This is a genomic window from Tistrella mobilis (genome assembly GCF_041468085.1).
GTDB lineage: Bacteria > Pseudomonadota > Alphaproteobacteria > Tistrellales > Tistrellaceae > Tistrella > Tistrella mobilis_A.
The window spans coordinates 103,620-126,188 of the sequence record NZ_CP121017.1 but is presented as its reverse complement, the minus strand read 5'-3'; the positions used below and the strand labels follow the sequence as shown (position 1 = coordinate 126,188).

At 68.1% G+C, this 22,569-nt stretch carries 22 protein-coding genes and 1 tRNA gene; 8 read left to right on the top strand and 15 right to left on the bottom strand.

Annotation, left to right across the window (positions count from 1 at the left end):
- Window positions 1-3: 3 nt before the first annotated feature.
- From P7L68_RS06245 to P7L68_RS06215, 7 genes are all read right to left on the bottom strand, one after another.
- A complete protein-coding gene (locus P7L68_RS06245) occupies window positions 4-1,656 on the bottom strand; it encodes an FMN-binding glutamate synthase family protein (protein WP_372003545.1) in 1,653 nt (550 codons plus the stop codon).
- The gene (gene dapB / locus P7L68_RS06240) at window positions 1,653-2,513 is read right to left on the bottom strand and encodes a 4-hydroxy-tetrahydrodipicolinate reductase (protein ID WP_372003543.1); all 861 of its coding nucleotides are present in this window, start codon (window positions 2,511-2,513) and stop codon (window positions 1,653-1,655) included. Before dapB ends, P7L68_RS06245 begins: the two co-directional genes overlap by 4 nt.
- A gap of 92 nt (window positions 2,514-2,605) precedes the next feature.
- Window positions 2,606-4,231, bottom strand: a complete 1,626-nt coding sequence (locus P7L68_RS06235; RefSeq protein ID WP_372003541.1) for a PAS domain-containing protein — start codon at window positions 4,229-4,231, stop codon at window positions 2,606-2,608.
- A 221-nt stretch (window positions 4,232-4,452) separates the two neighbouring features.
- Window positions 4,453-5,766, bottom strand: a complete 1,314-nt coding sequence (gltA, locus tag P7L68_RS06230) for a citrate synthase (RefSeq protein ID WP_372003539.1) — start codon at window positions 5,764-5,766, stop codon at window positions 4,453-4,455.
- A 226-nt stretch (window positions 5,767-5,992) separates the two neighbouring features.
- A complete protein-coding gene (locus P7L68_RS06225; RefSeq protein ID WP_372003538.1) occupies window positions 5,993-6,889 on the bottom strand; it encodes a phytanoyl-CoA dioxygenase family protein in 897 nt (298 codons plus the stop codon).
- Window positions 6,886-7,530 carry a cytochrome c gene (locus P7L68_RS06220; protein WP_372003536.1) on the bottom strand — a complete coding sequence of 215 codons (645 nt, stop codon included), beginning with the start codon at window positions 7,528-7,530 and terminating at the stop codon, window positions 6,886-6,888. Before P7L68_RS06220 ends, P7L68_RS06225 begins: the two co-directional genes overlap by 4 nt.
- Window positions 7,531-7,588: 58 nt before the next feature.
- Entirely contained in the window at window positions 7,589-8,455 is an 867-nt protein-coding gene (locus tag P7L68_RS06215; RefSeq protein WP_372003534.1) for a hypothetical protein, read from the bottom strand.
- 175 nt (window positions 8,456-8,630) lie between these two features.
- Between P7L68_RS06215 and P7L68_RS06210 the strand changes: the two genes are divergently transcribed.
- The 3 genes from P7L68_RS06210 (at window position 8,631) to P7L68_RS06200 (ending at window position 10,930) form a co-directional block, all read left to right on the top strand.
- Entirely contained in the window at window positions 8,631-9,059 is a 429-nt protein-coding gene (locus P7L68_RS06210; RefSeq protein WP_372003532.1) for a PaaI family thioesterase, read from the top strand.
- A 112-nt stretch (window positions 9,060-9,171) separates the two neighbouring features.
- The gene (locus P7L68_RS06205) at window positions 9,172-9,618 is read left to right on the top strand and encodes an HIT family protein (RefSeq protein ID WP_372003531.1); all 447 of its coding nucleotides are present in this window, start codon (window positions 9,172-9,174) and stop codon (window positions 9,616-9,618) included.
- A 4-nt stretch (window positions 9,619-9,622) separates the two neighbouring features.
- The gene (locus P7L68_RS06200; RefSeq protein WP_372003529.1) at window positions 9,623-10,930 is read left to right on the top strand and encodes an adenylate/guanylate cyclase domain-containing protein; all 1,308 of its coding nucleotides are present in this window, start codon (window positions 9,623-9,625) and stop codon (window positions 10,928-10,930) included.
- Between the two features lie 27 nt (window positions 10,931-10,957).
- Here the strand turns inward: P7L68_RS06200 and P7L68_RS06195 are convergent, their stop codons facing one another.
- Window positions 10,958-11,827 carry an RluA family pseudouridine synthase gene (locus P7L68_RS06195; protein WP_372003527.1) on the bottom strand — a complete coding sequence of 290 codons (870 nt, stop codon included), beginning with the start codon at window positions 11,825-11,827 and terminating at the stop codon, window positions 10,958-10,960.
- A gap of 138 nt (window positions 11,828-11,965) precedes the next feature.
- On the opposite strand from P7L68_RS06195, the gene P7L68_RS06190 reads away from it, so the two are divergent.
- Both P7L68_RS06190 and P7L68_RS06185 read left to right on the top strand, forming a co-directional pair.
- Complete coding sequence (locus tag P7L68_RS06190; protein ID WP_372003525.1) at window positions 11,966-12,334, top strand: RidA family protein; 369 nt, start codon at window positions 11,966-11,968, stop codon at window positions 12,332-12,334.
- An 8-nt stretch (window positions 12,335-12,342) separates the two neighbouring features.
- Complete coding sequence (locus P7L68_RS06185; RefSeq protein WP_372003523.1) at window positions 12,343-12,807, top strand: NUDIX hydrolase; 465 nt, start codon at window positions 12,343-12,345, stop codon at window positions 12,805-12,807.
- Here the strand turns inward: P7L68_RS06185 and P7L68_RS06180 are convergent.
- Together P7L68_RS06180 and P7L68_RS06175 are read right to left on the bottom strand one after the other, a co-directional pair.
- Window positions 12,797-13,993, bottom strand: coding sequence for an SRPBCC family protein (locus tag P7L68_RS06180; RefSeq protein ID WP_372003521.1), 1,197 nt, complete (start codon window positions 13,991-13,993; stop codon window positions 12,797-12,799). The genes P7L68_RS06185 and P7L68_RS06180 overlap by 11 nt on opposite strands.
- Window positions 13,959-14,660, bottom strand: a complete 702-nt coding sequence (locus tag P7L68_RS06175) for a TetR/AcrR family transcriptional regulator (protein ID WP_372003519.1) — start codon at window positions 14,658-14,660, stop codon at window positions 13,959-13,961. The genes P7L68_RS06180 and P7L68_RS06175 overlap by 35 nt, the downstream gene beginning before the upstream one ends.
- A gap of 115 nt (window positions 14,661-14,775) precedes the next feature.
- Between P7L68_RS06175 and P7L68_RS06170 the strand changes: the two genes are divergently transcribed.
- Entirely contained in the window at window positions 14,776-15,582 is an 807-nt protein-coding gene (locus P7L68_RS06170) for an enoyl-CoA hydratase/isomerase family protein (protein WP_372003517.1), read from the top strand.
- An 89-nt stretch (window positions 15,583-15,671) separates the two neighbouring features.
- A complete protein-coding gene (locus tag P7L68_RS06165; RefSeq protein WP_372003515.1) occupies window positions 15,672-16,598 on the top strand; it encodes an HNH endonuclease in 927 nt (308 codons plus the stop codon).
- Between the two features lie 889 nt (window positions 16,599-17,487).
- Here the strand turns inward: P7L68_RS06165 and P7L68_RS06160 are convergent.
- Window positions 17,488-17,564 (bottom strand) — tRNA-Arg (locus tag P7L68_RS06160).
- A 116-nt stretch (window positions 17,565-17,680) separates the two neighbouring features.
- Entirely contained in the window at window positions 17,681-18,700 is a 1,020-nt protein-coding gene (gene pip, locus P7L68_RS06155; RefSeq protein WP_372003514.1) for a prolyl aminopeptidase, read from the bottom strand.
- 252 nt (window positions 18,701-18,952) lie between these two features.
- Here pip and P7L68_RS06150 point away from each other — a divergent pair, with 252 nt between their 5' ends.
- On the top strand, window positions 18,953-20,470 hold the full coding sequence (locus tag P7L68_RS06150) for a M48 family metalloprotease (protein ID WP_372003513.1): 1,518 nt from the start codon (window positions 18,953-18,955) through the stop codon (window positions 20,468-20,470).
- A gap of 13 nt (window positions 20,471-20,483) precedes the next feature.
- Here P7L68_RS06150 and P7L68_RS06145 read toward each other — a convergent pair whose 3' ends face one another.
- From P7L68_RS06145 to P7L68_RS06135, 3 genes are all read right to left on the bottom strand, one after another.
- The gene (locus P7L68_RS06145) at window positions 20,484-20,933 is read right to left on the bottom strand and encodes a PaaI family thioesterase (protein ID WP_372003511.1); all 450 of its coding nucleotides are present in this window, start codon (window positions 20,931-20,933) and stop codon (window positions 20,484-20,486) included.
- A 16-nt stretch (window positions 20,934-20,949) separates the two neighbouring features.
- The gene (locus tag P7L68_RS06140; protein WP_372003509.1) at window positions 20,950-21,384 is read right to left on the bottom strand and encodes a PaaI family thioesterase; all 435 of its coding nucleotides are present in this window, start codon (window positions 21,382-21,384) and stop codon (window positions 20,950-20,952) included.
- A 284-nt stretch (window positions 21,385-21,668) separates the two neighbouring features.
- Window positions 21,669-22,568, bottom strand: coding sequence for an RNA polymerase factor sigma-32 (locus tag P7L68_RS06135; protein WP_372003507.1), 900 nt, complete (start codon window positions 22,566-22,568; stop codon window positions 21,669-21,671).
- Between the last annotated feature and the right edge of the window lies 1 nt (window position 22,569).

Genomic DNA, 22,569 nt, shown 5'->3' with positions numbered 1-22,569 from the left:
CCGTCAGGCAGCGCGACGCGGCGCGAAGCTCGCGGGATCCGCGGCCGCCCATTCCGAGGCATAGGGCGTGGCATCCGGCGCATCGATCAGCGCGCCGGGGGTCAGGAAGGGATAGAGCCGGTCCATCGGCACGATCTCGTTGGGTGACCGCCGGTGGAGCAGATGGCGCGGCTCCAGGTCGGAGGGATGGTCCAGCCCGGCGGCCGCGACCAGTTCCGCCAGGGCATGCACCGTTCGCGACTGAAAGCGGCGCACCCGCTCGGCCTTGTCTTCCACCACCAGCCCCTTCTGACGATCGGGATCCTGGGTCGCCACGCCGGTCGGGCAGCGCCCCGTATGGCACTTCACCGACTGTACGCAGCCGATCGAGAACATGAAGGCCCGGGCGGCGTTGCACCAGTCGGCACCGATCGCGAGCGCCGCGGCGATGTCGAAGGCGCTGACCATCTTGCCGGCCGCACCGATACGCACATGCGGGTGCAGGGCCGCACCCACCAGGGCATTGCGCACCAGCACCAGCCCTTCGCGCAGCGGCAGGCCCAGATGGTCCGAGAATTCACGCGGCGCCGCACCAGTCCCGCCTTCGGCGCCGTCGACGACGATGAAGTCGAGCAGGATGCCCGTGCTGCGCATCGCCTTGACGATGGCGAAGATCTCGTGCGGCTGGCCGACACAAAGCTTGATCCCGACCGGCTTGCCGCCGGAAAGCTCCCGCAGCCGGGCCACGAAACGCATCATGCCTTGCGGGTCGTCGAAGGCGGAATGCCGGGCCGGCGAGATGCAGTCGACGCCCTGCGGCACCTTGCGGGTGGCGGCGATCTCGGCCGTCACCTTGGGGCCGGGCAACATGCCGCCATGGCCGGGCTTGGCGCCCTGGCTCAGCTTGATCTCGATCATCTTCACCTGATCGAGCCGGGCGGTCTCGGCAAAGAGGTCGGGGTCGAAGCGGCCATGCTCGTCACGGCAACCGAAATAGCCCGATCCCAGCTCCCAGACCAGATCGCCGCCATGCATGCGGTGATAAGGGCTGAGCCCGCCCTCGCCGGTGTCGTGATAAAAGCCGCCACGGGCCGCCCCCAGGTTCAGCGCCTCGATCGCGCGTGCACTGAGCGAGCCGAAGCTCATGGCCGAGATGTTGAGCACCTGCGCGTGATAGGGCCTTGTGCATTGTGGCCCGCCCACCTTCACCCGGAAGGGCTCGGTCGCCACCGGCCGGGGAGCGATCGAATGCACGATCGCCTCGTAGCGCGGCGCGTAGACGTCGAGCTGGGTGCCAAGTGGCTGGGCGTCCTCGTCCCCCTTGGCACGCTCGTAGACCAGGCTGCGGGCCAGACGGTCATAAGGACGACCTTCCAGATCGTCTTCCACGATGTACTGGCGCAGATATGGCCGAAGCGCCTCGAAGGCCCAGCGCAGATGCCCGACCACCGGATAGTTGCGCCGGATCGCATGCCGCTCCTGGCCGAGATCGACGATTCCGAGCACCACCAGCGGAACCAGCACCACCAGCGCCCACAGGATCTCGGCCTCGACCGCGGCCCCCAGGACCAGGCAGCACAGGGTGGCGCAGGCGATCAGGATGAAGGTGCCGTGCCGGATGGTCCGGTCGAGCGTGATGCTGCGTTCCGCTCCGCCGATTTCGGTCTTCGCGGTCATGCCTGCACTCCCGCCGCCGCATCATCGGGACCGAAGAGCAGGACGTCGAGCCCGCGCACCAGACCGGTCACCTCCGACACCTTGCGGATGGCGAGCAAGGTGCCGTCGACATAGGCTTTGGCATCCTTCCCGGCATCGTGGGAGATCACCAGCCGCGCACCGGCGACGGCGAAATGGGCATCGATCGACGCGGCATAGCTGGGCAGGCGCAGCGAATGGACCTGCACGCCGCCGATCGTGCCACCACGCAGCGCCGGATCCCCCAGCACCTTGTCGGGGGCCACCGGCACGGTGCCCCGGGGCATCTCAGGCCGCGCGACGCGCCCCAGCCGCTCGGCCAGTTCCCGCGCGGTGCCCGAAGGCGCATCCGGCTTGGCGGGGCCTGCGATCTCCACCACCTCCACATGCGGGATATAGCGGGCGGCGATCAGCGAGAAGCGGGTGGCGAGCGCCGCCGTGATGGCGAAATTGCCGCTGGCGACCACGCCGCGGCCGGCGGCCTTCGCCGAGGCGGCGATCCGCTCATAGGCCGCCGCATCCAGGCCAGAGGTGCCGATCACCACATGGACACCCCGTGCCAGCGCCGCCTCGGTATGGGCGGCGACGGCCGAAGGGTGGGTGTAGTCCACCAGAACGTCGATCCCGCCTGCTGCAAGCGCCGCCTCCACATCTGCGGCAATCACGACCTCGGGGAGGGCCCCCGGGACCAGCTCGTCCAGCCGGCGGCCGGCGGCGGATCGGGCAATCCCGCCGGCGAGGTCGAGGTCGGCGGCGGCGGCGACCGCGCGGGCGACCTCGCCACCGGTCCAGCCGGTGACGCCGGCGACACAGACGCGGATCGGGTTGGTGACGGTCATGGGGGCATCTCCATCAGCGGCTGGCGAGACTATGGGACCCGAGCCTGACCCGTCCGGGCCGCAGATGCAAGCCGGCGCCCAGGGGCGTGGCGTCAGGCCGGGTCGGCCCCCGGATCGACTGCAAGTGCGCCGTTGATGCGCACCACCTGCCCGTCGTCATCGAAGCCGGGGGCCGCGGCCCCATGCATCCGCACGATCCGGCCGTCAATGCGTAACAGGCGGAAATCAAGCGCCGAAACGGTGCCGCGCCGGGCCTGGCGCAAAGCCTCGCGCACCCGCGGCCGGTCTTCCGCCAGGACCATGGCCTGAAACTGCGGCGCGTCGATCGCTCCGTCGGGCGGGCTGTCCAGCCCGAAGGCGGAGAACAGCTCGTCGGCACACCACACCCGCGGTGCACCGATCGGCCAGCTCCAGGACGCGATGCCCGACAGCGACTGGATCTCGGTCAACGACCGCAGCCGGTCGCCGGCCCGGCGGAGCGCCGCCTCGGCTTCAGTGACATCGTGGATAAGGCCGGTGGAGCGGCCGCCATCCGGCAGCGCCCCGCCCACGACCCGCAGATAGCGGGGCGTCCCGGTCCCCGGCGGCGGAATCGTCAGCACCATGTCGAGTGTATTGCGGCGCCCGCCCCCCAGATCAGCGAGTGCCGCAAGCAGCGCCTGTCGCTCTGCAGGCGCAACCCGTTCGAACAGATCCGCCGTGCCGATGACGCCGATACCAAGTGCCGGCAGGCCAGGCAGAACACTCACATGACGGGTGCGTGCGTCATGCTGCCAGACAGCCGCCCGTGCAAGTTCCAACCCGCGCATCACCGTCGCATCGCCCTCTCCCGGGCGCATATCCGCCGCATTCTGCCGGCGTGCCGGTGCCAGCAGCAGAACCGCCGCCGCTCCGGCCAGCAGGCCGGTCAACAGACTGCCGCCGAGATTAACCGCCAGCCATCCCCAACTGGCCTCGCCCGGGGCGATGGTGCGGGCCGCGATCAGTCGCAACGGGAAGCCGTCGACCGGACGTTCCACCAGATCGGCAGCGGTCGTGACGGGCGTTCCTCCGGTGAGAACGATCTGCCCTCCGGCGGCATCGGCAAGGGTGATGGCTGTGTTTCCCTTGGGGACCAGACTGTCGGTGATCTGCCGGAAGACGGACCGGCCCAACAGCATCACCACCACACCCTCGGGGCGTCCGTCCTGTCCAGCGCCCGTCTCGCCGGCGATCGGCAGGCTGAGGACCACCCGGTCCCGGTCGGCTGCCATGAACAACCCGTTCGGCATCAACCTTGGCACGGCATCGGGCGGAAGCGCCAGCGTGCGATCGTGAACGGTGACCGCAAGCAGACTCGACGGAGCCAGCGGCAGAACCTCCCCCAGTTGAACCAGAATCCTGCCGGTACCATCGGTTACACGCAGGGTCGCACCGCCGAGATCGTGCGGCAGTCGCGTGCGCAGCCGGGCGGTGAGCGCCCCCTCCCCGCCGGCCTGAAGCCCCTCCCCACCCGTGTGGAGCAGGGGGGTAAGTTCCCCGGCCAGGCGATCGAGCCTGGCGGAAGCGTCACGCAGCAGGCCGGTGATCGCAATCTCTGCGGATGCGGCATCACGGCTCAGCTGTCGTGTGGCCTCTGCGACCGCATCCCGCCGCTCACCCTCGACCCGAACGAGCTGGATCAGCGCCAGCCCCAGTGCGGCCATCGCGAATGTCAGCCCCCAGATCCGTCGATCCATTCGCCGGACGACCTCCTGCCTCGTGGAGGCTCCATGGACGGCCCTCCCCCATCACAGATTAGCATCGCAGGCATCGGCGCGCGACGGTCGCATTCCATGACCCCACACACGCGCAAAACGCGACCTGCATAACCACAGGACACAAGGCTTCCTGAAACGACACCACCCCCCGAAGCAACGCTCCGGGGGGTGGTGCAGATGGCGGATGATGGCGGCCTGGATCAGCGCGCGTTCATGTCCACATAGTCGCGGACGGCAGCGCCGGTGTAGAGCTGACGGGGGCGACCGATCTTCTGGGTGGGATCCTCGATCATTTCCTTCCACTGGGCGACCCAGCCGACGGTGCGCGCCACCGCGAACAGCACGGTGAACAGGCTGGTGGGGATGCCCATGGCACGCAGGATGATGCCCGAGTAGAAGTCGACGTTCGGGTAGAGCTTGCGCTCCACGAAATACTCGTCTTCCAGCGCGATCTTCTCAAGCTTCATGGCGATGTCGAGCAGCGGCTCATCGGTGATGCCCAGCTCGCCCAGAACCTCGTGGCAGGTCTGGCGCATGATCGTCGCGCGCGGATCGAAGTTCTTGTAGACGCGGTGACCGAAGCCCATCAGGCGGAACGGATCGTCCTTATCCTTCGCCCGCTTCACGAACTCGCCGATGCGGTCGGCCGAGCCGATCTCTTCCAGCATCTTGATCACCGCCTCGTTGGCGCCGCCATGAGCGGGGCCCCAGAGGCAGGCGATGCCGGCCGCGATGCAGGCGAACGGATTGGCACCCGACGAACCGGCGAGACGCACGGTCGAGGTCGAGGCGTTCTGCTCGTGGTCGGCGTGCAGGATCAGGATGCGATCCATGGCCTTGGCCAGGACCGGGTTCACCTCATAGGTCTCACACGGCACCGAGAACATCATGTGCAGGAAGTTCTCGGCATAGCCCAGGTCGTTGCGCGGATACACAAAGGGCTGGCCGATGGAGTACTTGTAGGCCATCGCCGCGATGGTCGGAACCTTGGCGATCAGACGGTGCGAGGCGATCACACGATGCGCCGGATCATTGATGTCGGTGCTGTCGTGATAGAAGGCCGACATCGCGCCAACCACGCCGACCATCACCGCCATCGGATGCGCATCACGGCGGAAGCCCGTGAAGAACTTGGTCAGCTGCTCGTGCAGCATGGTGTGGCGGGTGATGTTGCGCTCGAAGGTCGCGTATTCGTCCTTGTTCGGCAGTTCACCGTTCAGCAGCAGATAGGCGACTTCCAGAAAGTTGCTCTGGGTGGCGAGCTGGTCGATCGGATAGCCCCGATGGAGCAGCTCGCCCTTGTCGCCGTCGATGAAGGTGATCTTGCTCTCGCAGGACGCCGTGGCCATGAAGCCGGGGTCGAAGGTGAAATAGCCGGTCTTGCCGCCGAGGGTGCGGATATCAATCACCTTGTTGCCCGCAGTGCCGCCGAAGATCGGCAGCTCGTGGCTCTGTCCGCTGATATCGTCGGTGATGGTGACGGTACCAGCACGGACGGCGGTGTTCTCGGTCATGCGGTAAGACTCCTTGAGCCGCTCCGCGCGACACCGCGCGGAGGCGTCGACTGGGTATAATGTCGGCCTGAATATAGCCCTCAGCACCAAAAGCACAATGGCAAGGGTGCTGGCGCAACGAGGTTGCGCGGAATTTCATGGATTTGTTCACACGATTTTAGAGCAATCAATCTGCGTTCAAATTAACTTTTGCGTTTAATTCGCCATGCATATCTCCGGCGATTTTCTATTGAAATTCTTGCGCGAGAGTTTCAATCGGCAGACGATCCGGGATGCGCTCCATGCGTGCATAGGTTCCGATGGCGCGGAGGATCAGCTCCACACGCGTGCGCATGTCTGGAAGCGTCCCCGGCCGGATCAGCGGCTCGGCCACCGGGTCGAAGGCCGTGTTCTGCATCTCGATCGCGATGCTGATCCGCGGCGCCACGGCACCCGCCCGGGCGCGCCCGGACCAGTGATAGAGGTCCTGCCGCCAGCCGAGCACCGCGCCGGCGGCGGCAGGCAGCGCCAGGCCGATCTCTTCAGGCTCGCGCGGCAACCGCCCCTCGGCAATCAGGGTCTCGAGCGGCGCCGGCAGGCTGCGCTCCACCTCAAGCGGCACGACCCGCATGCAGCCATTGTCGAGCCCGGCATCGGCCAGTGGCACCCAGAAGCTCAGGGTCATGTGAATACCGCCCGGAAACACGCTTCGTCCGATCAGATCCCGATGCCCGGGCCAGCCGCGGGCCCCCTCGACCGGCGGCACGACCCAGGCCCAGAGATGCGGCAGCACTGCGAACCGCTCCCCCAGCAGATGTGCGGCGAGCGGCGCCAGGGCGGCCTGAAGCGCCCAGGCCTGATCGAAGACATGAATGAAGACCGGTGGCCATCCGGCTGCCTTCAGGCGTAGCAGGCCACGGCGCAGATCGTCGACCAGCCCGACCGGTAGCACCGGCGGCAGCGCGAACCAGCCATGGTCGTGCAGCCCGTCGGCCACATGGGCCAGATCGGCATCGTTCAGCTGCACCGGTGGTACCGTGGCATGCCCCTCGACATCAAGCCAGGGCACCAGACGCCGCCAGCCCGCCGGATCGGCAAGGCGAGGGTCGATGAAAGATGGGGTCAAGGCGCAGGACGTGGTCATCGGGCCATGCCTGCCGAAATCCGGTCATGGGCCGCACGAATGTCGGCGGGCCAGCGGCTCTTGATGAAAGAGAGTACCGCCCAGATCTGATCGTCGCTCAACCGCTCGCGGAAAGCAGGCATGTCGCTCTCATACCCCGGCGGTGCAAACGGGCCCGGGCCAAGGGCGGTCAGCGCAAAGAGATGCTGGTCGGGATGATGCCAGGTATGGCCTGCCGCATCATGGGGCGGGGCCGGCAGACGGCCCGACGGCAGGCGGGTTCGCCAGTCCGCGGCCCCGGAAAGGTCGGCACCATGGCAGGAGGCGCAGGCATCGGCATAGATCGCGGCCCCCTCGCGTACCTTCCGGGGATCATCGGCATCGAGTTCCGAGGGCATTTCGGCGAGGGCCGCATAAAGGGCGGCCCGTGCCTCCGCATCGGGCCCGGCAGCATCGGGGAAGCTGCGGACCACATGGCCGGCTGCACGATGTTCAAGACCCAGCAGCCGCCGCAGCGGCCGATCGACATCCAGCGCCACGACGGCCGCAGCGCCAAGCCCTGCCGCCAGGGCGAAGCCGAGGGCGAGCGCCGGCCGCCGCCGCGCATGGCGCGCGAGGCGGGCTGGAGCGGGGGGCGCGGGCTTGTGGTCGTGGCGGGCCATGACCAAAGCATCGCCGACCTGTGCAGCGACGGCAAGGCCGGGGTGGTCGGGGCGTCGATCAGTCGCGGCGACTCCAGATCAGACGATGAACGCCATCCGGTGCCTCGGCCGCAATCGGCGGGGCGAAGCACAGCTCGGCCAGCCGCAGCCCCAGGAAGTTCAGGGTCAGCGGCGGCGCTTCTCCACCCAGATCGGCTTGGGCGAACGCCCACAATCCGGCATGGCGGGGGCCGGCATAGTCATCATCGAGCACCAGATCCAGGCAGGCGAAACAGCCGCCGGGACGGAGCGCCTCCTCAGCCGCCTCGATCACCGCCGAGATCGCCGTCTTGGCGCTGCGTCCCAACCCGCGCAGGATCAGCACCCCGTCGAGCCCTGCGGGCCACTCCTCACCGGCCAGGGCGGCACCGAACTCTGCCGCGTCTTCGGCCAGATGACTGAGATCGAGCCCGTCGCCGAAGCTCCGGACGAAACCGGCGTCACCGCCGAGCACCAGCCAGCGCCCAGCCGGAGCCAGCGCCGCGGCTGCCCAGGCGCCAAGTGTCGGATCCAGAATCGGCCAGCTAAGCCGCGGCGGCGCCGCGGGTACATCGCCGCCCAGCACCATGGCGGCAGCCCGGGCCACATCGCCGGCATGGTCCGCCAGCTGAACGCGGCCATCCTCTTCAAGCTGCACCAGGCCCTGGGCACCAAGCGCCGCAAGCTGAGCCAGCAGGCGATCGACCGGCAGCCCGACCGCGGCAGCCAGTTCGGTCGGATCCGCCCGACCAGCCGCCAGCCGCTCAAACGTCCCGCCCCGTATGGCCTCGGCCAGGGCACGGGTGGCCGCCCAGCCCAGGGCCGCATCCAGCCCCACGGCCGCACCGCTTATCGGACGCCTGGTTTCGGTTGCCCCAGCTGCGGCCGTCATCTCGATCGCCGTCATCCATCCCCCGTCGCGGCAAGTGGTCTCGATCCAGAGAGTAGACACCGCTTCCATTAAAAACAACCTATGATCTATTATCGCCGCCGCGAGTCGCGTGCCGTTACCTGTGGGGTCATGGATCGGTGGCGGCAGGGCTGGCCAGATGGAGGCCCACACCTTCCGAAGGGCGTCCGCCATGACCGAAACCACTAAGATTGACCCGCGTATCGAGACCCTGGTTCGCTCTCTGCTGATCGCCTCGCCCGTTGCCCGGCATCTGGATATCACACTCGGGCATCTGGCTCCGGGTGACGTGCGGCTGCGCCTGCCATTCGCCATGGCAAACGTCACTGTGGACAGGATCGTCCATGGCGGCGTCATCGCCACCCTCGCCGATATCGCCGGCGCCGCCGCCTCCGCTTCGGGCGTCGATCCGGCGACGACCCGCGGCGGCGCAACCCAGACCCTGGTCGTCAACTATCTGCACCCGGCCGACGGTTGCGACCTGGAGACCCGGACCCGGGTGCTGTCACGCAGCCGCAGCGGCACCGTGACCTCGGTCGAGATTCAGGACGCCGACGGGCACCTCATCGCCCAGGCGACCGTGACCAGCCGGATCTGGTGACACGCACAGGCTTCGGCTGAGCGGACGCGTCGGAGTATACTGTCCGTTGCGTATCAATGCGGGCCTCGTCGCCCCCTGCGACGATCGCCCACGCCGCAAACGGACCCCCCTGATGACCGATACCCAGACCGCCTGCCTGTTCTGCGCCATCGCCGATGGCCGCCTGCCCGCCCATCTCGTCCATCAGGACGACGAGATCATGGCGTTCATGGACATCCAGCCGATCCGGCCCGGCCACACCCTGATCATCCCGCGGGCGCATCATGCGTATTTCGAGGATCTTCCACCGGCCACCGCGGCGCGTATCGTCGATGTCGGCCAGCGCCTCGCCCGCGAGATGAAGCGGATCTGGGAGGTGCCGCGGGTGGCCTTTGCCTTCACCGGCATCGACGTCGCTCATACCCACGCCCATGTCTTCCCCATGGTCGAGGTGACCGACGTGCTCTCAAAGCGCCAGATCGCCGAACCCGACATCACCATCCGGCCGATGCCGCGAGCGGAACCGGCGGAACTGGCCGGCATCGCCGCGCGTCTGGCCGATGCCATCCGGCAGGGCTGAACATTTGGCCCTGCCACCTTCAGACGGGATCGACGCGGCGGAACGCGCAGCCGAACGGCTGGGCGGCTGGCTGCGCGTCGCCATCTCCGCCGTGCTGCTCTGCTCCCTGGTCGGGCCACTGCTGATCCTCCAGCCCGCCATGATCTTCACGGGCGCGGTCAACATCCGGCTCGTCGTGGCACTCTCGACCCTGATCGCCTTCGGTCTGGCCGGCGCCGCAGCCGTGCTGCTCGCACGGCGCGGCCGCTACCGGCGCTGGATGGCCTGGGTCTTCCCCGCCGTCGATGCCGGCCTGCTCTGCGCCTCGGTGCTGGCAGGGCTGGTGCTGACGGCGCTGCCCGGCAATTACACGCTGATGTTGACCGCCGTCTGGCTCGCCCCGGTGATCCTGGCGATTGCGGCGCTCCGCCTGCGGGCGGGCGCCATCCTGATCGCGACCGCCATGACGGTCGCAGCCCTCGGCCTGCCGATGCTGGCCGACGGCACCATCGATCCCGATCCTGCCGCCCTGGTCAATGAAATCAACGGCATGCACGCCATGCCACCCAATCTTGCCCGTCTGGTCATGCTGGCGCTCGCAGGGGGCGTGCTTGCCTTTGCCGCCCGCCGTAACGGCAGGATCGTGGCCCGTGCAGTAGAGGAGGCGGCACGAGCTGGCCGGCTCGGCCGCTTCCTCCCGGCCGAGATCGCCGCCGATGTGGGACGCAGCGGCGACGATCCCACCGGCCTCGGCGGCCGGCGGCGGCTGGCGATGATCTTCGTCGACCTGCGCGGCTCCACCATGCTGGCTGAAAAGCTCGACCCGCAGACCGTGGGCCGGCGGATCGGCGACTATCGCGCCCGCGTGCGCCGGGTGGTCACCGCCCATGGCGGCCTGGTCGCAGGCTTCGTCGGCGACGGCATTCTGGTCCTGTTCGGAGCAACCGGACCCGAAGCGCCCGATGCGGGAGCAGCGGCGGCCCTCACCGCCGCCGGAGAGGTGGCGGCCGACGTCAGTGCCTGGGCGCGCGAGGCCCTGGCCGCCGACGGGATCGGCACCGCTCTGCCCGATCCGGCCGTGGCGGTCGCCGTCCATGCCGGCACGGTCTATTGCGGTCCCGTCGGCGATGACGAGCGGCTGGACTACACCGTGCTCGGCGATCCGGTGAATGTGGCGGCGCGGATCGAGAGCATCGCCAAGGAACGGGGACTTGCGGTGGTGGCGAGCGACACCGTCATCGAACTTGCCGGCAGCCCCGCCGGGTGGCAATCGATCGGGCTGTGCACCCTGCGCGGCCGCAGCGCCGGCATGACCTGCCACACACCCGGCTAGAAGACGACACCGGGCAGGAAAAGACGTTCAGCGGCCGCCGAAACCGCCGCGGCCAGACCCGGGGCCGCGCGGCGCGTCGAAGCCCCGGCCCCGGCGGCTCTTCAACTTCTCTGCCGGCTCTTCGTCGACGGGTGCCGTCTCAGCAGCCGCCAGCGCCTCGGCGCGCTGACGGCGGGCAAAGGCATCCTCGGCGGCGCCATCCATCCCGACCTCTTCCAGCGCCCGGCGCATATGTCCCGGCACCGGTGCCACCGCCTCGACCGGCGGCTGATCGGGATGGAGCGGCAGGGTGATCGCCCGGGCATGGAGCAGCATCGGCCCGAGCTTCGTGCGCATCTCGTCTGCAAAGGCATCGCCGACGCCCTCGGCATAGACCGGATCACCGACCAGCGGGCAGCCCAGATGAGCCATATGCACACGGATCTGATGGGTGCGGCCGGTACGCGGGCGACATTCGATCCAGGCCCGTCCACCGGCCTGGCCCAGCACCCGCCAGTCGGTCACCGCCGTCTGCCCTGCGGGATCGACCACCATCTTCCACCCCCGGCCGGGGGTGTGCTTGGTAAGGGGTGCGTCCACCCGACCTGCCATGTCTGCGGGTACGCCTTCGGTCACGGCCCAATAGACCTTCTCGACCCGCCCGCCCTGGAACATCCGGCCCAGCCGCGCCAGCGCGCGACGGTTGCGGCCCAGCACCAGGCAGCCGCTGGTGTCGCGATCCAGGCGATGAGCCAGCGACGGCTGCTCCTTGTAGCCGAAGCGCAGAGCGTCGAGATACAGCTCAAGATTGGGCCCGCCGCGGGGACCGGCATGGACCGGCAGGCCGGCAGGCTTGTCGATGATCACCACCAGACGGTCGCGGTGGAGCACGCGGGCGCGGATTTCCGTGGGAGTCATGGGCGACGCGGGCTCCGGAAGCTTGGCGGCAGGACGGCCCCACTGGTACACCTATCCCGGGCCGGGCGGAACCCCCATCCGGCCCCCGTCATTCCACTGCCTCTCCCCGCAGGCGGGAGACTTCCAGGAGCCGATCTCATGACCGACGCCACCAACCCCGATATCCGCCGTATCGACACCGGTCCGCGGATGAGCGACGCGGTCGTCTATAACGGCATGGTCTGGCTGGCCGGCCAGGTCGGCACGCCCGGCAAGAGCGTCGCCGAGCAGACCGCCGACGCGCTGGCCGAGGTCGACGCCCTGCTGGAGAAGGCCGGCAGCGACCGCAGTCGCATCCTTCAGGCGATCATCTGGCTGGCCGACATGGCCGATTTCGCCGAGATGAATTCGGTCTGGGACAAGTGGGTCGTGCCCGGCCATACCCCTGCCCGCGCCACCGGCGAGGCGAAGCTGGCCTCTCCCGAATATCGGGTCGAGGTGATCGTCACCGCGGCCGTGAAGCCCTGATCAGGCCGATGTCCGCATACCGCCGCCGCCCGGCCGCCCGGCTCTTCGTCGTCGACGGCGACGGGCGGGTCCTGCTCTTCCGCTTCACCTTCCTGTCGGGCCCCACGGCCGGACAGGGCTGCTGGGCCACGCCCGGCGGCGGGGTGGAGCCGGGCGAGAGCTTTGAACAGGCGGCCGTGCGCGAGCTGTACGAAGAGGTGGGGCTGGTGGTCGACCATCCCGGCCCCACCGTCTTCGAACACGAGGTCGAACTGCGGATGAGCGATGGCGAGGTCGTGCTGGCAGAAGAACGCTTTTTCCTGATCCGCCTTCCCGGCCGTCATATCCTGGTCCAGGACAACTGGACCGAACTGGAACGCCGGGTGCTGGCGGACCATCGCTGGTGGCATCCGGCCGATCTGATCCATGCCGATGCGCCGGTCTACCCGGCCGACATCCCGGCCATCCTCAAGGCGGCCGGCCTCAATCCCTGAGCGCCGCCAGTTCCGCCTCAAGCTGTTCATGAAAGCGGGCGGCGGCGAATTCATAGCCACCGAAGAGCAGGGTGTCATTGGCACCGGAGGCGAGCGTCGACCAGGTCGACTCCGCCAGCGCATAATCCTCGCCCAGCGCCGCGCGATAGATCTCGACATTCCGCGCCCAGTGGCGGGCCGCTTTCTCGGTATCGGGGGCCGCCGGTATCAGGGCCACCTCTCGCAGCACACATTTTCCCGGCGCCGCCGGTTCCACCCGGGTCACCTGGGCATGATCGGGCTGGACCAGGATCAGTGTGTTGGGGAAGACGAAGTAGAAGATGTTGCCCCAGTCGCGGGTGACGAAGATCTCCGGCGCCGGCGGATCTGCCGGGTCCAGCCCTGCCTTCACCAGATAGAGCCGCCGGTTCAGACCGAAGTCGTCGATGACCTGAAGGTTGTCGGCGAACATCGGCGCGATCGTGTCACGATGGGCGATCTTGAAGTGATAAGCCTCGAACGAGCCGTCGAGCACCAGTTTCCAGTCACAGGCAAGCGGCAGATCGCGCGGGGCATGGGGAACATGACTGGCGAAGCCCAGCGCCTCCAGATCTTCGGCCACTCCTGACAGCAGCGGGTCGACCGGCCGATCGGCCAGAGCCGGATCGGTCACTACCCAGATCAGCCCGGCCCGCTCGGTCACGGCAAGCCGTACCAGCCCACGTCCGGAACGGTCGAGATCCGGGAAACCGTAAGCCTTGGGCAGTGCCTTGAGCGCACCGTCGGCGCCATAGGTCCAGGCGTGATACGGGCAGGTGAAACTGCGCCGGCCGGTACCACAGCCGTCCGGCGCCAGACGCACACCGCGATGGCGACAGGCATTGAGGAAGGCGTTCACCCGGCCCGTCTCGTCGCGAACCAGCAGCACCGGCACACCCGAAATGTCGCGGGCGATCCAGTCGCCGGGTTGGCCCATCTCGCCGGCTGCGGCCGCCACCTGCGGAAAACGCCGGATCAGCCGCTGTTCCTGCACCAGTCGCGCCGGATCGGCATAGCGCAGGACCGGACTTGCAAACTGGGCCACCGGCATCTCGGGCCGGCCGGCCGCAAGACCGGCGCAGGCACGGCGCAGCAGCTCCAGCCGGTCGGCGATGTCGGGCATGGGAGAGGGATCAGCCGGCAGGGTCCCGGCAGGGATCGGGGTCATGGGCGCGTCCTCCGGAGAACAATGCCGTCCGGGCCGCGGCAGCGATCGCCGCAACAAAGCCGGCATCCTCGGCCAGTACGGCATCTTGCGGCCGCATCTGGGCAAAAGTGGGCCTGACCGCCAGGCCATAGGCGAAGGCGCCGAGCAGCAGGGTCAGCGACACCACCGCCGGCCCGGGCGCCACAAGCCCCGCCGCCTGCCCCGCCGCGATCTCGTCGCACATCCGCGTGACATAGGGCTTGAGCGGCAGATGCCGGGCGCGGCCGACCCGGTCGACATTGTCCAGCAGTTCCCGCAGCACCAGCCGCGCCGCTGCCGGCCGGTCGACCGTCCACCGGGCCTGAACCGCGATGATGGCGGCCAGACGATCACGCGGATCGGCGCCGGCGGCATCAAGTGCCGCCACCAGCAAGCCGTCGGCCTCTGCCGCCACCCGTTCCAGCACGGCCCCGTACAGGCGCGCCTTGCTCGGGAAGTGATGCAGCAGCCCGGCATTGCCCAGGCCGCAGGCACGGGCAAGCGCCGCGACACCGATGCCGTGAAACCCGTGCTCGGCGAAGGCCGCCTCCGCGGCCTCGATCAGACGGGCGCGGGTTTCTTCCCCACGCTCCCGGCGGGAGAGGACAGAGGGCTCGGCAGGGGCAGAGAGAGCAGGGCTGTATGTCATATGCTCATATAACCAACCGATCGGTCGGTAAGTAAAGCTGCAAATTGATGGAAGCTGGCCTGTCGCCTGTCGACGCGGCAGGATCCGGTGCAGAACAGGACCAGGAGAACCCGCCATGCCCGTCGCCCCTGCCGCCTATGTTTCCTCGACCGCCGCTGTCACCATCAGCACCGCGGGCGCCGTCGCCACGGTGCGTTTTCAACGGCCAGACCGGCGGGTGAACCCGCTCTCCCCCGCCCTGCTGCATGATCTGGCGGATGCCGCCCGCCATCTGGCCCGGCGGCCGGATATCGCCGTTGCCATTCTCACCGGATCCGATACCGCCTTCTGCGGCGGATTCGATCTCAAGGATGACGGTGTCGCCGCGCTTGCCGAAGCCTCCGATGAAGCGCTGGCGGAACTGGTCGCCAGGGCCGGCGGCGAGGCGGTGGAGGCCTGGACATCCACACCGCCGGTCACGATCGCAGCGGTCGAGGGCTATGCCCTGGGTGGCGGGCTGGTGATGGCGCTGTCCTGCGACTTCCGGGTGGCACGCAGCGGTGCTCTTTTCGGTCTGCCCGAGATCGACCGCGGCATCACGCCCGGCTGGGGCTGCCTGCCGCGGCTTGTCGCGACCATCGGCCTGCAGCCGGCCCGCCGGATGGCGATCCTGGGCGAGCGGCTGACGGCGGAGCAGGCGGCACCGCTCGGCCTCGTCGACCGCATCGCCGACGGGGAGACTCCGGCCCTCGATCTTGCCCGGGTCATGGCGGCGGAACTTGCCGCCAAGCCGGCAACACCGCTCCGCATGAACAAGCGCATGCTCAATGCCAGCGCCATCACCCCCCTGAGCGCCGCCTCGCTGGTCGATGTCGACCAGTTCACCGGATCGGCACGGGGGGCGGCCTTCCGCACCGAGCGCGCCCGCTTCGCCGGCGGCTGAGGGGCCTGGTCGAACCGCCACCTGCTGCTGTATCCTTGCCGCATTCACAACTTTCAATGGTTGATGCGGCAGGGAGAACCCGGCGGGTCATGGTCAAGGCGGTGTTCACGACCAGAGTGTCGCCGAGCTATGACGACCTGCCTGAGCGTTATTACCATTTCCCGCGCAGCTATCTGCGCCAGGTCGAGGCGGCGCTCGGCGACTGGATCGTCTATTACGAACCCCGCCGACGTTCGGCCGACCCCGGCAGCCGCGGTGGCCGACAGGCCTATTTCGCCATCGCTCGTGTGGCCGGGATCGAGCCCGACCCGGTCCGGCCCGATCACTTCTACGCCCGGATCGACGCCTATCTCGATCTCGAACACCCCGTCCCGTTTCGGGCAGGCCCGGGCGACACCTATGAACGCGGTCTGACGCGAGAAGATGGCGGCACCAGCAAAGGCGCTTTCGGCCGTGCGGTGCGCAATCTGTCGGATGCGGAATTCGATCGCATCGTCACCGCCGGCTTCGGCCGGCTGATCGCCCCAGCGGTGATCGTCTCGCAGGCGGCCACACCCTTCGACGGCTTCGGCGAGGCACCGGCCGCTTTCGAGGATGCGCCGACCCCGCCCCGCGCGATGATCGAGCGCCTGGTCACCCGTCCCTTCCGTGACCGCGCCTTTGCGGATGTCGTGCACCGCGCCTATGGCCGGCGCTGTGCGATGACCGGCCTTGCCCTTGTCGATGCCGACGGACTGTGCGAGGCCGAGGCCGCCCATATCCGGCCGGTCGCCGATGACGGGCCGGATTCGGTGCGCAACGGCCTGGCTCTCACCGGTACGCTGCACTGGATGTTCGATCACGGCCTGGTCTCGGTGGACGAGGATCACAGCCTGCTGCTCGACCGGGGCCGGGTGCCGGACACGATCCTGCGGATCATCCATCCCGACCGACGTCTGGTGGTGCCGGATATCCCGGATCTCCGGCCGCATCCGGAATTTCTGCGCTATCACCGCAGAGAGATCTTTCGCGGCTGAGGCACCCGGCCAGGCAGGCCAGGTCGATCCGATAGCCGGTACCGCCCCCGCTCGTGTGGTCCAGGGGGCCGGCATGGGCCGCCAGCCGAGCCAGAAACAGCCGGGCCGCTTCTTCCCCCTGCAACGCCTCTTCCGTCGGCCCCAGCCAGTTCACCAGCAGACAATATCCATCCGCCGGCCAGAGTCCGGCGATGCGGGCCGCAAGCGGCGCTTCGCCTACTATGTGGTGCAGTTCCTCTCGCTTCTCTTCTCGTGGGGGCAGCCCCGGGGGTATTGCGACATCAATCCGGCGGCCGCAGCCCCCGAGATCGCGAAACCGCGCGGCGCCCCGTGCGCAACCGGCCATGGAGCGCGGAAGAGATCGAGGCAATGATCACCGCCTCTGAACCCGGGCTTCGGGCCGCCGTGGCCCTCGGGATCTGCACTGGCATGCGGGAGAGTGACGTGGTCGCGTTGCCCCGGGCGGCCCATGCCGACGGCCGGCTCGAAGCCCGGCAGGGTAAGACCGGCGAGCCCATATGGGTGCCCGTGCACCGCAGGCTGAAAGAGATCCTGAACGCAACGCCCCGGACATCGGAGATGATCGTCACCGGGGCACGGGGCAGGCCCTTGACGGTCGAGGGCTTCAAGGCCGTCTTCCACGGCGGCCCTGCGAAAGTATATCGAGCAGGCAGACCGGAAGGCCCGGGCGGAGAAGGCAATCAGGCGACGGGAGGGGGCACCGGCCGGCATGGAATAAGCCCCACGCCGTGCAAATTTGCATGGGATCCGCAGGACGACGGCCGAACAAGGTCGGAGCACAACAGGCCCCCGAAAGGCCCCGACTGTAAAACGCCTCCCGGCAAAACTGTAAAGCCCGTGACGTACAACAAACTAAGGTCTTGGAATATGGCGTCCCCGGCAGGATTCGAACCTGCGACCCCAGGATTAGGAATCCTGTGCTCTATCCTGCTGAGCTACGGGGACACCTTGCGCCTCCGGGCAGGCGGGAGCGGGGCTCCGGCGGGCCGGGACGGGCGGCTGCCCTTTGGTAGCACGAAAGCCTCGTCGGGCCAAGCGGTGGCGCGTGATCGGCGGACGGGTCAGAAGCTGCGGGGGTGGAGGCCCGCCTGCAACATCCGGCCCATGCGATCCGCGGCCGCAACCAGGGCGCGGCGGGTGCCGGGTTCAAAGGCCGAATGGCCGGCATCCGCAATCATCTCCAGCATCGCCGAGGGACCCAGATGGCGGGCCAGGGCAACGGCGGTGGCCGGGGGGCAGATCACGTCGTAGCGGCCCTGGACGATGTGCACCGGCAGTCGCCGGAGCCGCGGATCGGCGTCGATCCGGTCGAGCAGCGGCCGGTCGGCCAGGAAACAGCGATGGGCAAAGTAATGGGCTTCAAGCCGCGACACCGCCAGCATGGCACGGTCTTCGTCGGCACGGCCGGCGGCGGCAGCGGCGCCAGACGCCAGCTGCGATACCGGCCTCAGGGTCGCACAGGCCCCCTCATAGCCCGACCAGGCGCGTGCCGCCGGCAGGTGGATGCGCGGATCCGGGTCCATCAGCAGCGGCAGGTAGCCGGCCAGCGGATCACCCCGCGCGCTTTCGGCCAGATGGCCCAGAAAGACATCCCGGGCTTCGGGGAAGAAGCGCCCCATCTCGTGGAGAAACCACGCAACCTCGTCATCGGTGCCGAGGAAGATGCCGCGCAGGATCAGCCCGGTCACCCGCTCCGGATGGGTGGTCGCATAGGCGAGCGCCAGTGTCGACCCCCAGGACCCGCCGAAGACCGCCCAGCGATCGATCCCCAGATGGCGGCGAAGGCGCTCGATATCCTCAACCAGATGATCAGTGGTGTTGGCGCGGGTCTCGGCATGGGGTGTCGATCGGCCGCAGCCGCGCTGATCGAACAGAACCGCTCGCCAGATCCGCGGATCAAAGAAGCGGCGATGGGCGGGCTCCGTACCGGTGCCCGGCCCCCCATGCAGGAAAACCACGGGGACGCCGTCGGGCCGGCCGCACGCCTCCCAGAAGAGAACATGACCATCGCCCACATCCAGGCGGCCGCTCGAATCGGGCTCGATGGGCGGATGGAGATCGCGGGGTGCGGCGTCCATCATGGATGGGTCTCCTCTGGCATCGGCGGCCTCCGGCGGTTCCGGCAACGATACCGGCCAGGATCCGCCGCCACCCGAAGTGTGGCCGATCCGTCGCAGCGCACGCAAGCGCGGCCGTGACACCGGAAGGATCGGCACCGTGTCGTGTCGCAGCCTTGTCACGCCTGCACGGGTTGCCTCATCCGACCTCAACCGCCATCTTTGATCCGGTCCTTGTCTTTCAACAGCCCCAGATACTTCACGAGGCCGAGCCCCATGCCCGCAGCACCCGTGATCGCCCCGGCATCCGACAGCGATCCGCACCCCGTCCGCCGGTCCCGTCGGATGCATGGCCTGCGCCGGCTGATCGGCGCCGCGGTCATCGGCGTGATGGCCGCCGGCTGTGCCGGCGGCCCGGCCAGCAGCCAGGGCTTCAATCTGATCGGCGACGAGCAGGCCTCCCGCATGGGTGCCGAGGAACACCCCAAGCTGGTGAAGGCCTTCGGCGGCGAATACAAAGACGAAAAGCTTCAGCGCTATGTCGAGGATATCGGCTTCCGTCTGATGGCGGTGACCGAAATGAAGGATCAGCCCTTCACGTTCACCATCATCGACAGCCCGATCGTGAACGCCTTTGCCCTGCCCGGCGGCTATGTCCACGTCACCCGCGGCCTGATCGCGCTCGCCCGCGACGAGGCGGAACTTGCCGGCGTGATGGCTCATGAGATCGGTCACGTGACCGCACGCCATTCGGCACAGCGCATGAGCACCGGGATGATCGCCCAGGTCGGCGCCGGGCTGCTGGGTGCGGTTCTGGGCAGCAGCACAGTTACCAACATCGCCAATATGGGCGCGCAGGTTTATCTGCAGTCCTACAGCCGCGACCAGGAATTCGAGGCCGATGAGCGGGGCACCCGCTATCTTCAGGCCGCGGGCTACGATCCCGGCGCAATGGCGAGCTTCCTGCAGCGACTGAACGACTATTCCGGATATGAAGCGAAGCTGCGCGGTCAGGACAATCCGGCCGAGCAGTTCAACCTGATGGCATCACACCCGCGGACGCCCGACCGGGTGGCCCGCGCCGTCCAGCTGGCAGGTGGCGCCACGGGCGTGCGGCCGGTGGACCCTCAGCTGGAGGCCATCGACGGTATGGTCTATGGCTCGTCGCGTGCGCAGGGCGTGATCAACGGCCGCAGTTTCAAGCATCCCGAGCTGCGCTTCGCTTTCGAGGCCCCGCCCTCTTACGCCATCATCAACAGCGATGAGAACATCACCGGCTACGGCCCCGGTGGGGCCCGCTTCGTCTTCGACATGGCCCGCGCGCCGCGCAACATGGCGCTCACTGAGGTGCTGAGCCGCAGCGCCGCCGAAGGCCAGCCGCGCCTCCAGAACGTCGAACGCGTGACGATCAACGGTATGGACGGCGCCACCGGCGTCGCCCGGGTGCGGGACCGCAGCGGCACGACGCTGGAGATCAGGCCGATCATCATGCGCGCCGATGCCGATACGGTGTATCGGGTGCAGTTGATCACGCCGGTCGACGTGCTGCCGAAGGTGCAGGAGGATCTGCGCCGCTTTACCTACAGTTTCCGCAGATTGACTGAGGCGGAGGCCAAGGCGGTGAAGCCGCTGCGCCTTGATATCGCCACGGTGAAGAGTGGCGATACGGTGGAAAGCCTGGTGAAACACATGGCATTGAACGAGGATCCCGAAGGCCTGTTCCGCCTGCTCAACGGTTTGAAGCCCGGCGAGACCCCGGCGCCCGGCACCAGGGTGCGGCTGGTCGTCCAGTAGCAGCCTGGCAAAGTCAGGACGCGGGTCTGAGATCCACCCGTCGGGTGGAGACAAGACCGGTCGCGACCGGGCCGGACTCGTCCATCCGCCCGTCGGCATCGCGGAGGAACAGCTCCGCCGCGGCGACACCGATCCGGCCGCCGGCGTCGATCACCCGGCCGGTGGCTCGCAGACCGGCCGCTCTTGCGGGACGCAGCAGCTTGACCGTGTAATCCAGTGTCATCAGGGCGTCGGAGGGGCCGAGCAGAGTGGCGTTCGCCGAGGCGCCGGCGAAATCGATCAGTGCCCCCAGGATGCCGCCCTGGAACAGCCCCTGATGCTCGCCCAGTTCCGGCCGGAAGGGCAGGTCGAGCACCACATGGCCCGGGGCAATCTCCAGAAAGTCGAAGCCGAGCAGCCGGGCTGCCGGCATGGAGAGGACGAAGGCCCGCAAGCGCGCGCCTGTATCGATGGTCTCGGACATGGTGATGTCTCCGGGCTCAGCTGCGTGGCGGCGCCACGTGGAAAGTGGCCGCGGCCTGGGCGATGACCGCTTCATCGGCCAGAATGAGCGCCCGGGCGAAAGCCAGCGTCTGGCCGGTCCGGATCATCTCGGGCCGGATCTCCAGCCACTGGCCGATGCGCCCGGCCCCCATGAAGTCGACTGAGAGGTTGACCGTCACCAGCCCGCCGGATTCCGGCCGATGCAGCCAGCAGGTCAGCCCCATGGCATTGTCGGCAAGCGCCGAGATCAACCCACCATGGGCAAGGCCACGCGAATTGGTGTGCGCCTCGGCCAGGTGCAGCCCCAGATGAAATGCCGTATCGCTCCGCTTCGCCCAGATCGGCCGCCAGGGGTCGGTGACCGGGCTGCGGCGGTCGTGAAGCACGAAGCCCTCGGGCACGGAGGGGATTTCGGCAGGCTCGACGTGCATTGTTCGTCTCCATCAACCAGGATGTCGAAGTCGCGTCGTCTTGCCTGAAGACTATCATCGCCGCCTGGTCGACGCCTTCATCAACACCTCCAATCGGGTTTTAGACGCCATTGGGATGTATCTGCCCCGTAGAGTACAACCGCGTACCATTTCTGCTGTCGCCTCAAAAAAACCCCGGCCGAAGCCGGGGCAAAGTGACGTTCGCCATGCGACAGAGTGTCCACGAAGATCAGCAGACTGGCTGCACGGGCGGATCTTCGCGAACCTGATGAGAGACGGGCCGGTCAGCCGGCCGCTGCCTCGATCCGGTGACGCTCGCCTGCCTCGCGCATCTGGCGGGTGATCGACGAGCGGAGTTTCTCGATGGCGCGCTGCTCGATCTGGCGGACGCGCTCCTTGCTGATGCCAAGTTCCTCGCCCAGTTCCTGCAATGTGACGGCGTCTTCGCGCAGGCGGCGTTCATGAATGATGACCCGTTCGCGGTCGTTCAGCTCGCGCAAGGCCCGGCGCAGCCAGCGGGAGCGGGTGCCTGCATCGCGCAGTTCGACCACCACTTCCTCGGGGCCAGGGCGATCATCGGCCAGAAAATCGACCCAGCTGTCGCCGCCACCCTCGCTGTCGACACCTGCATCGAGCGACTGATCAGCGGCCGAAAGCCGGCCCTCCATGGCCTCGACGGCGGCAACATCGACCCCCAGCTCCAGGGCGATCTTCAGCCGGCCTTCATGGCTGATCGGGCCGTTGGTGCCTTCGCCCAGCCGCGCCCGCAGCCGGCGCAGATTGAAGAACAACGACTTGTCGCCTGCGGTGGTGCCGGTGCGGACGATCGAGTGGTTGCGGAGAATGAAGTCCTGGATCGCGGCGCGGATCCACCACATGGCGTAGGTCGAGAAGCGGACATTGCGATCGGGATCGAACCGGCTTGCGGCCATCATCAGCCCGACATTGCCTTCCTGAACCAGATCGCCCATGGGCAGTGCGTAGTTCCGGAAGCGGGCCGCGAGGGAGACCACAAGGCGGGCATAGGCACTGACCAGACGGTGCAGGGCGGCTTCGTCGCCCGTCTCGCGCCAGGCGCGGGCCAGGGCCAGCTCTTCCTCGCGTTCAAGCAGGGGAGCACGCATCGACTGGCGGATATACCGCCGGTCGGCGGTCTGCGAGTCCTGTGTGTCGAGGTACGCCATG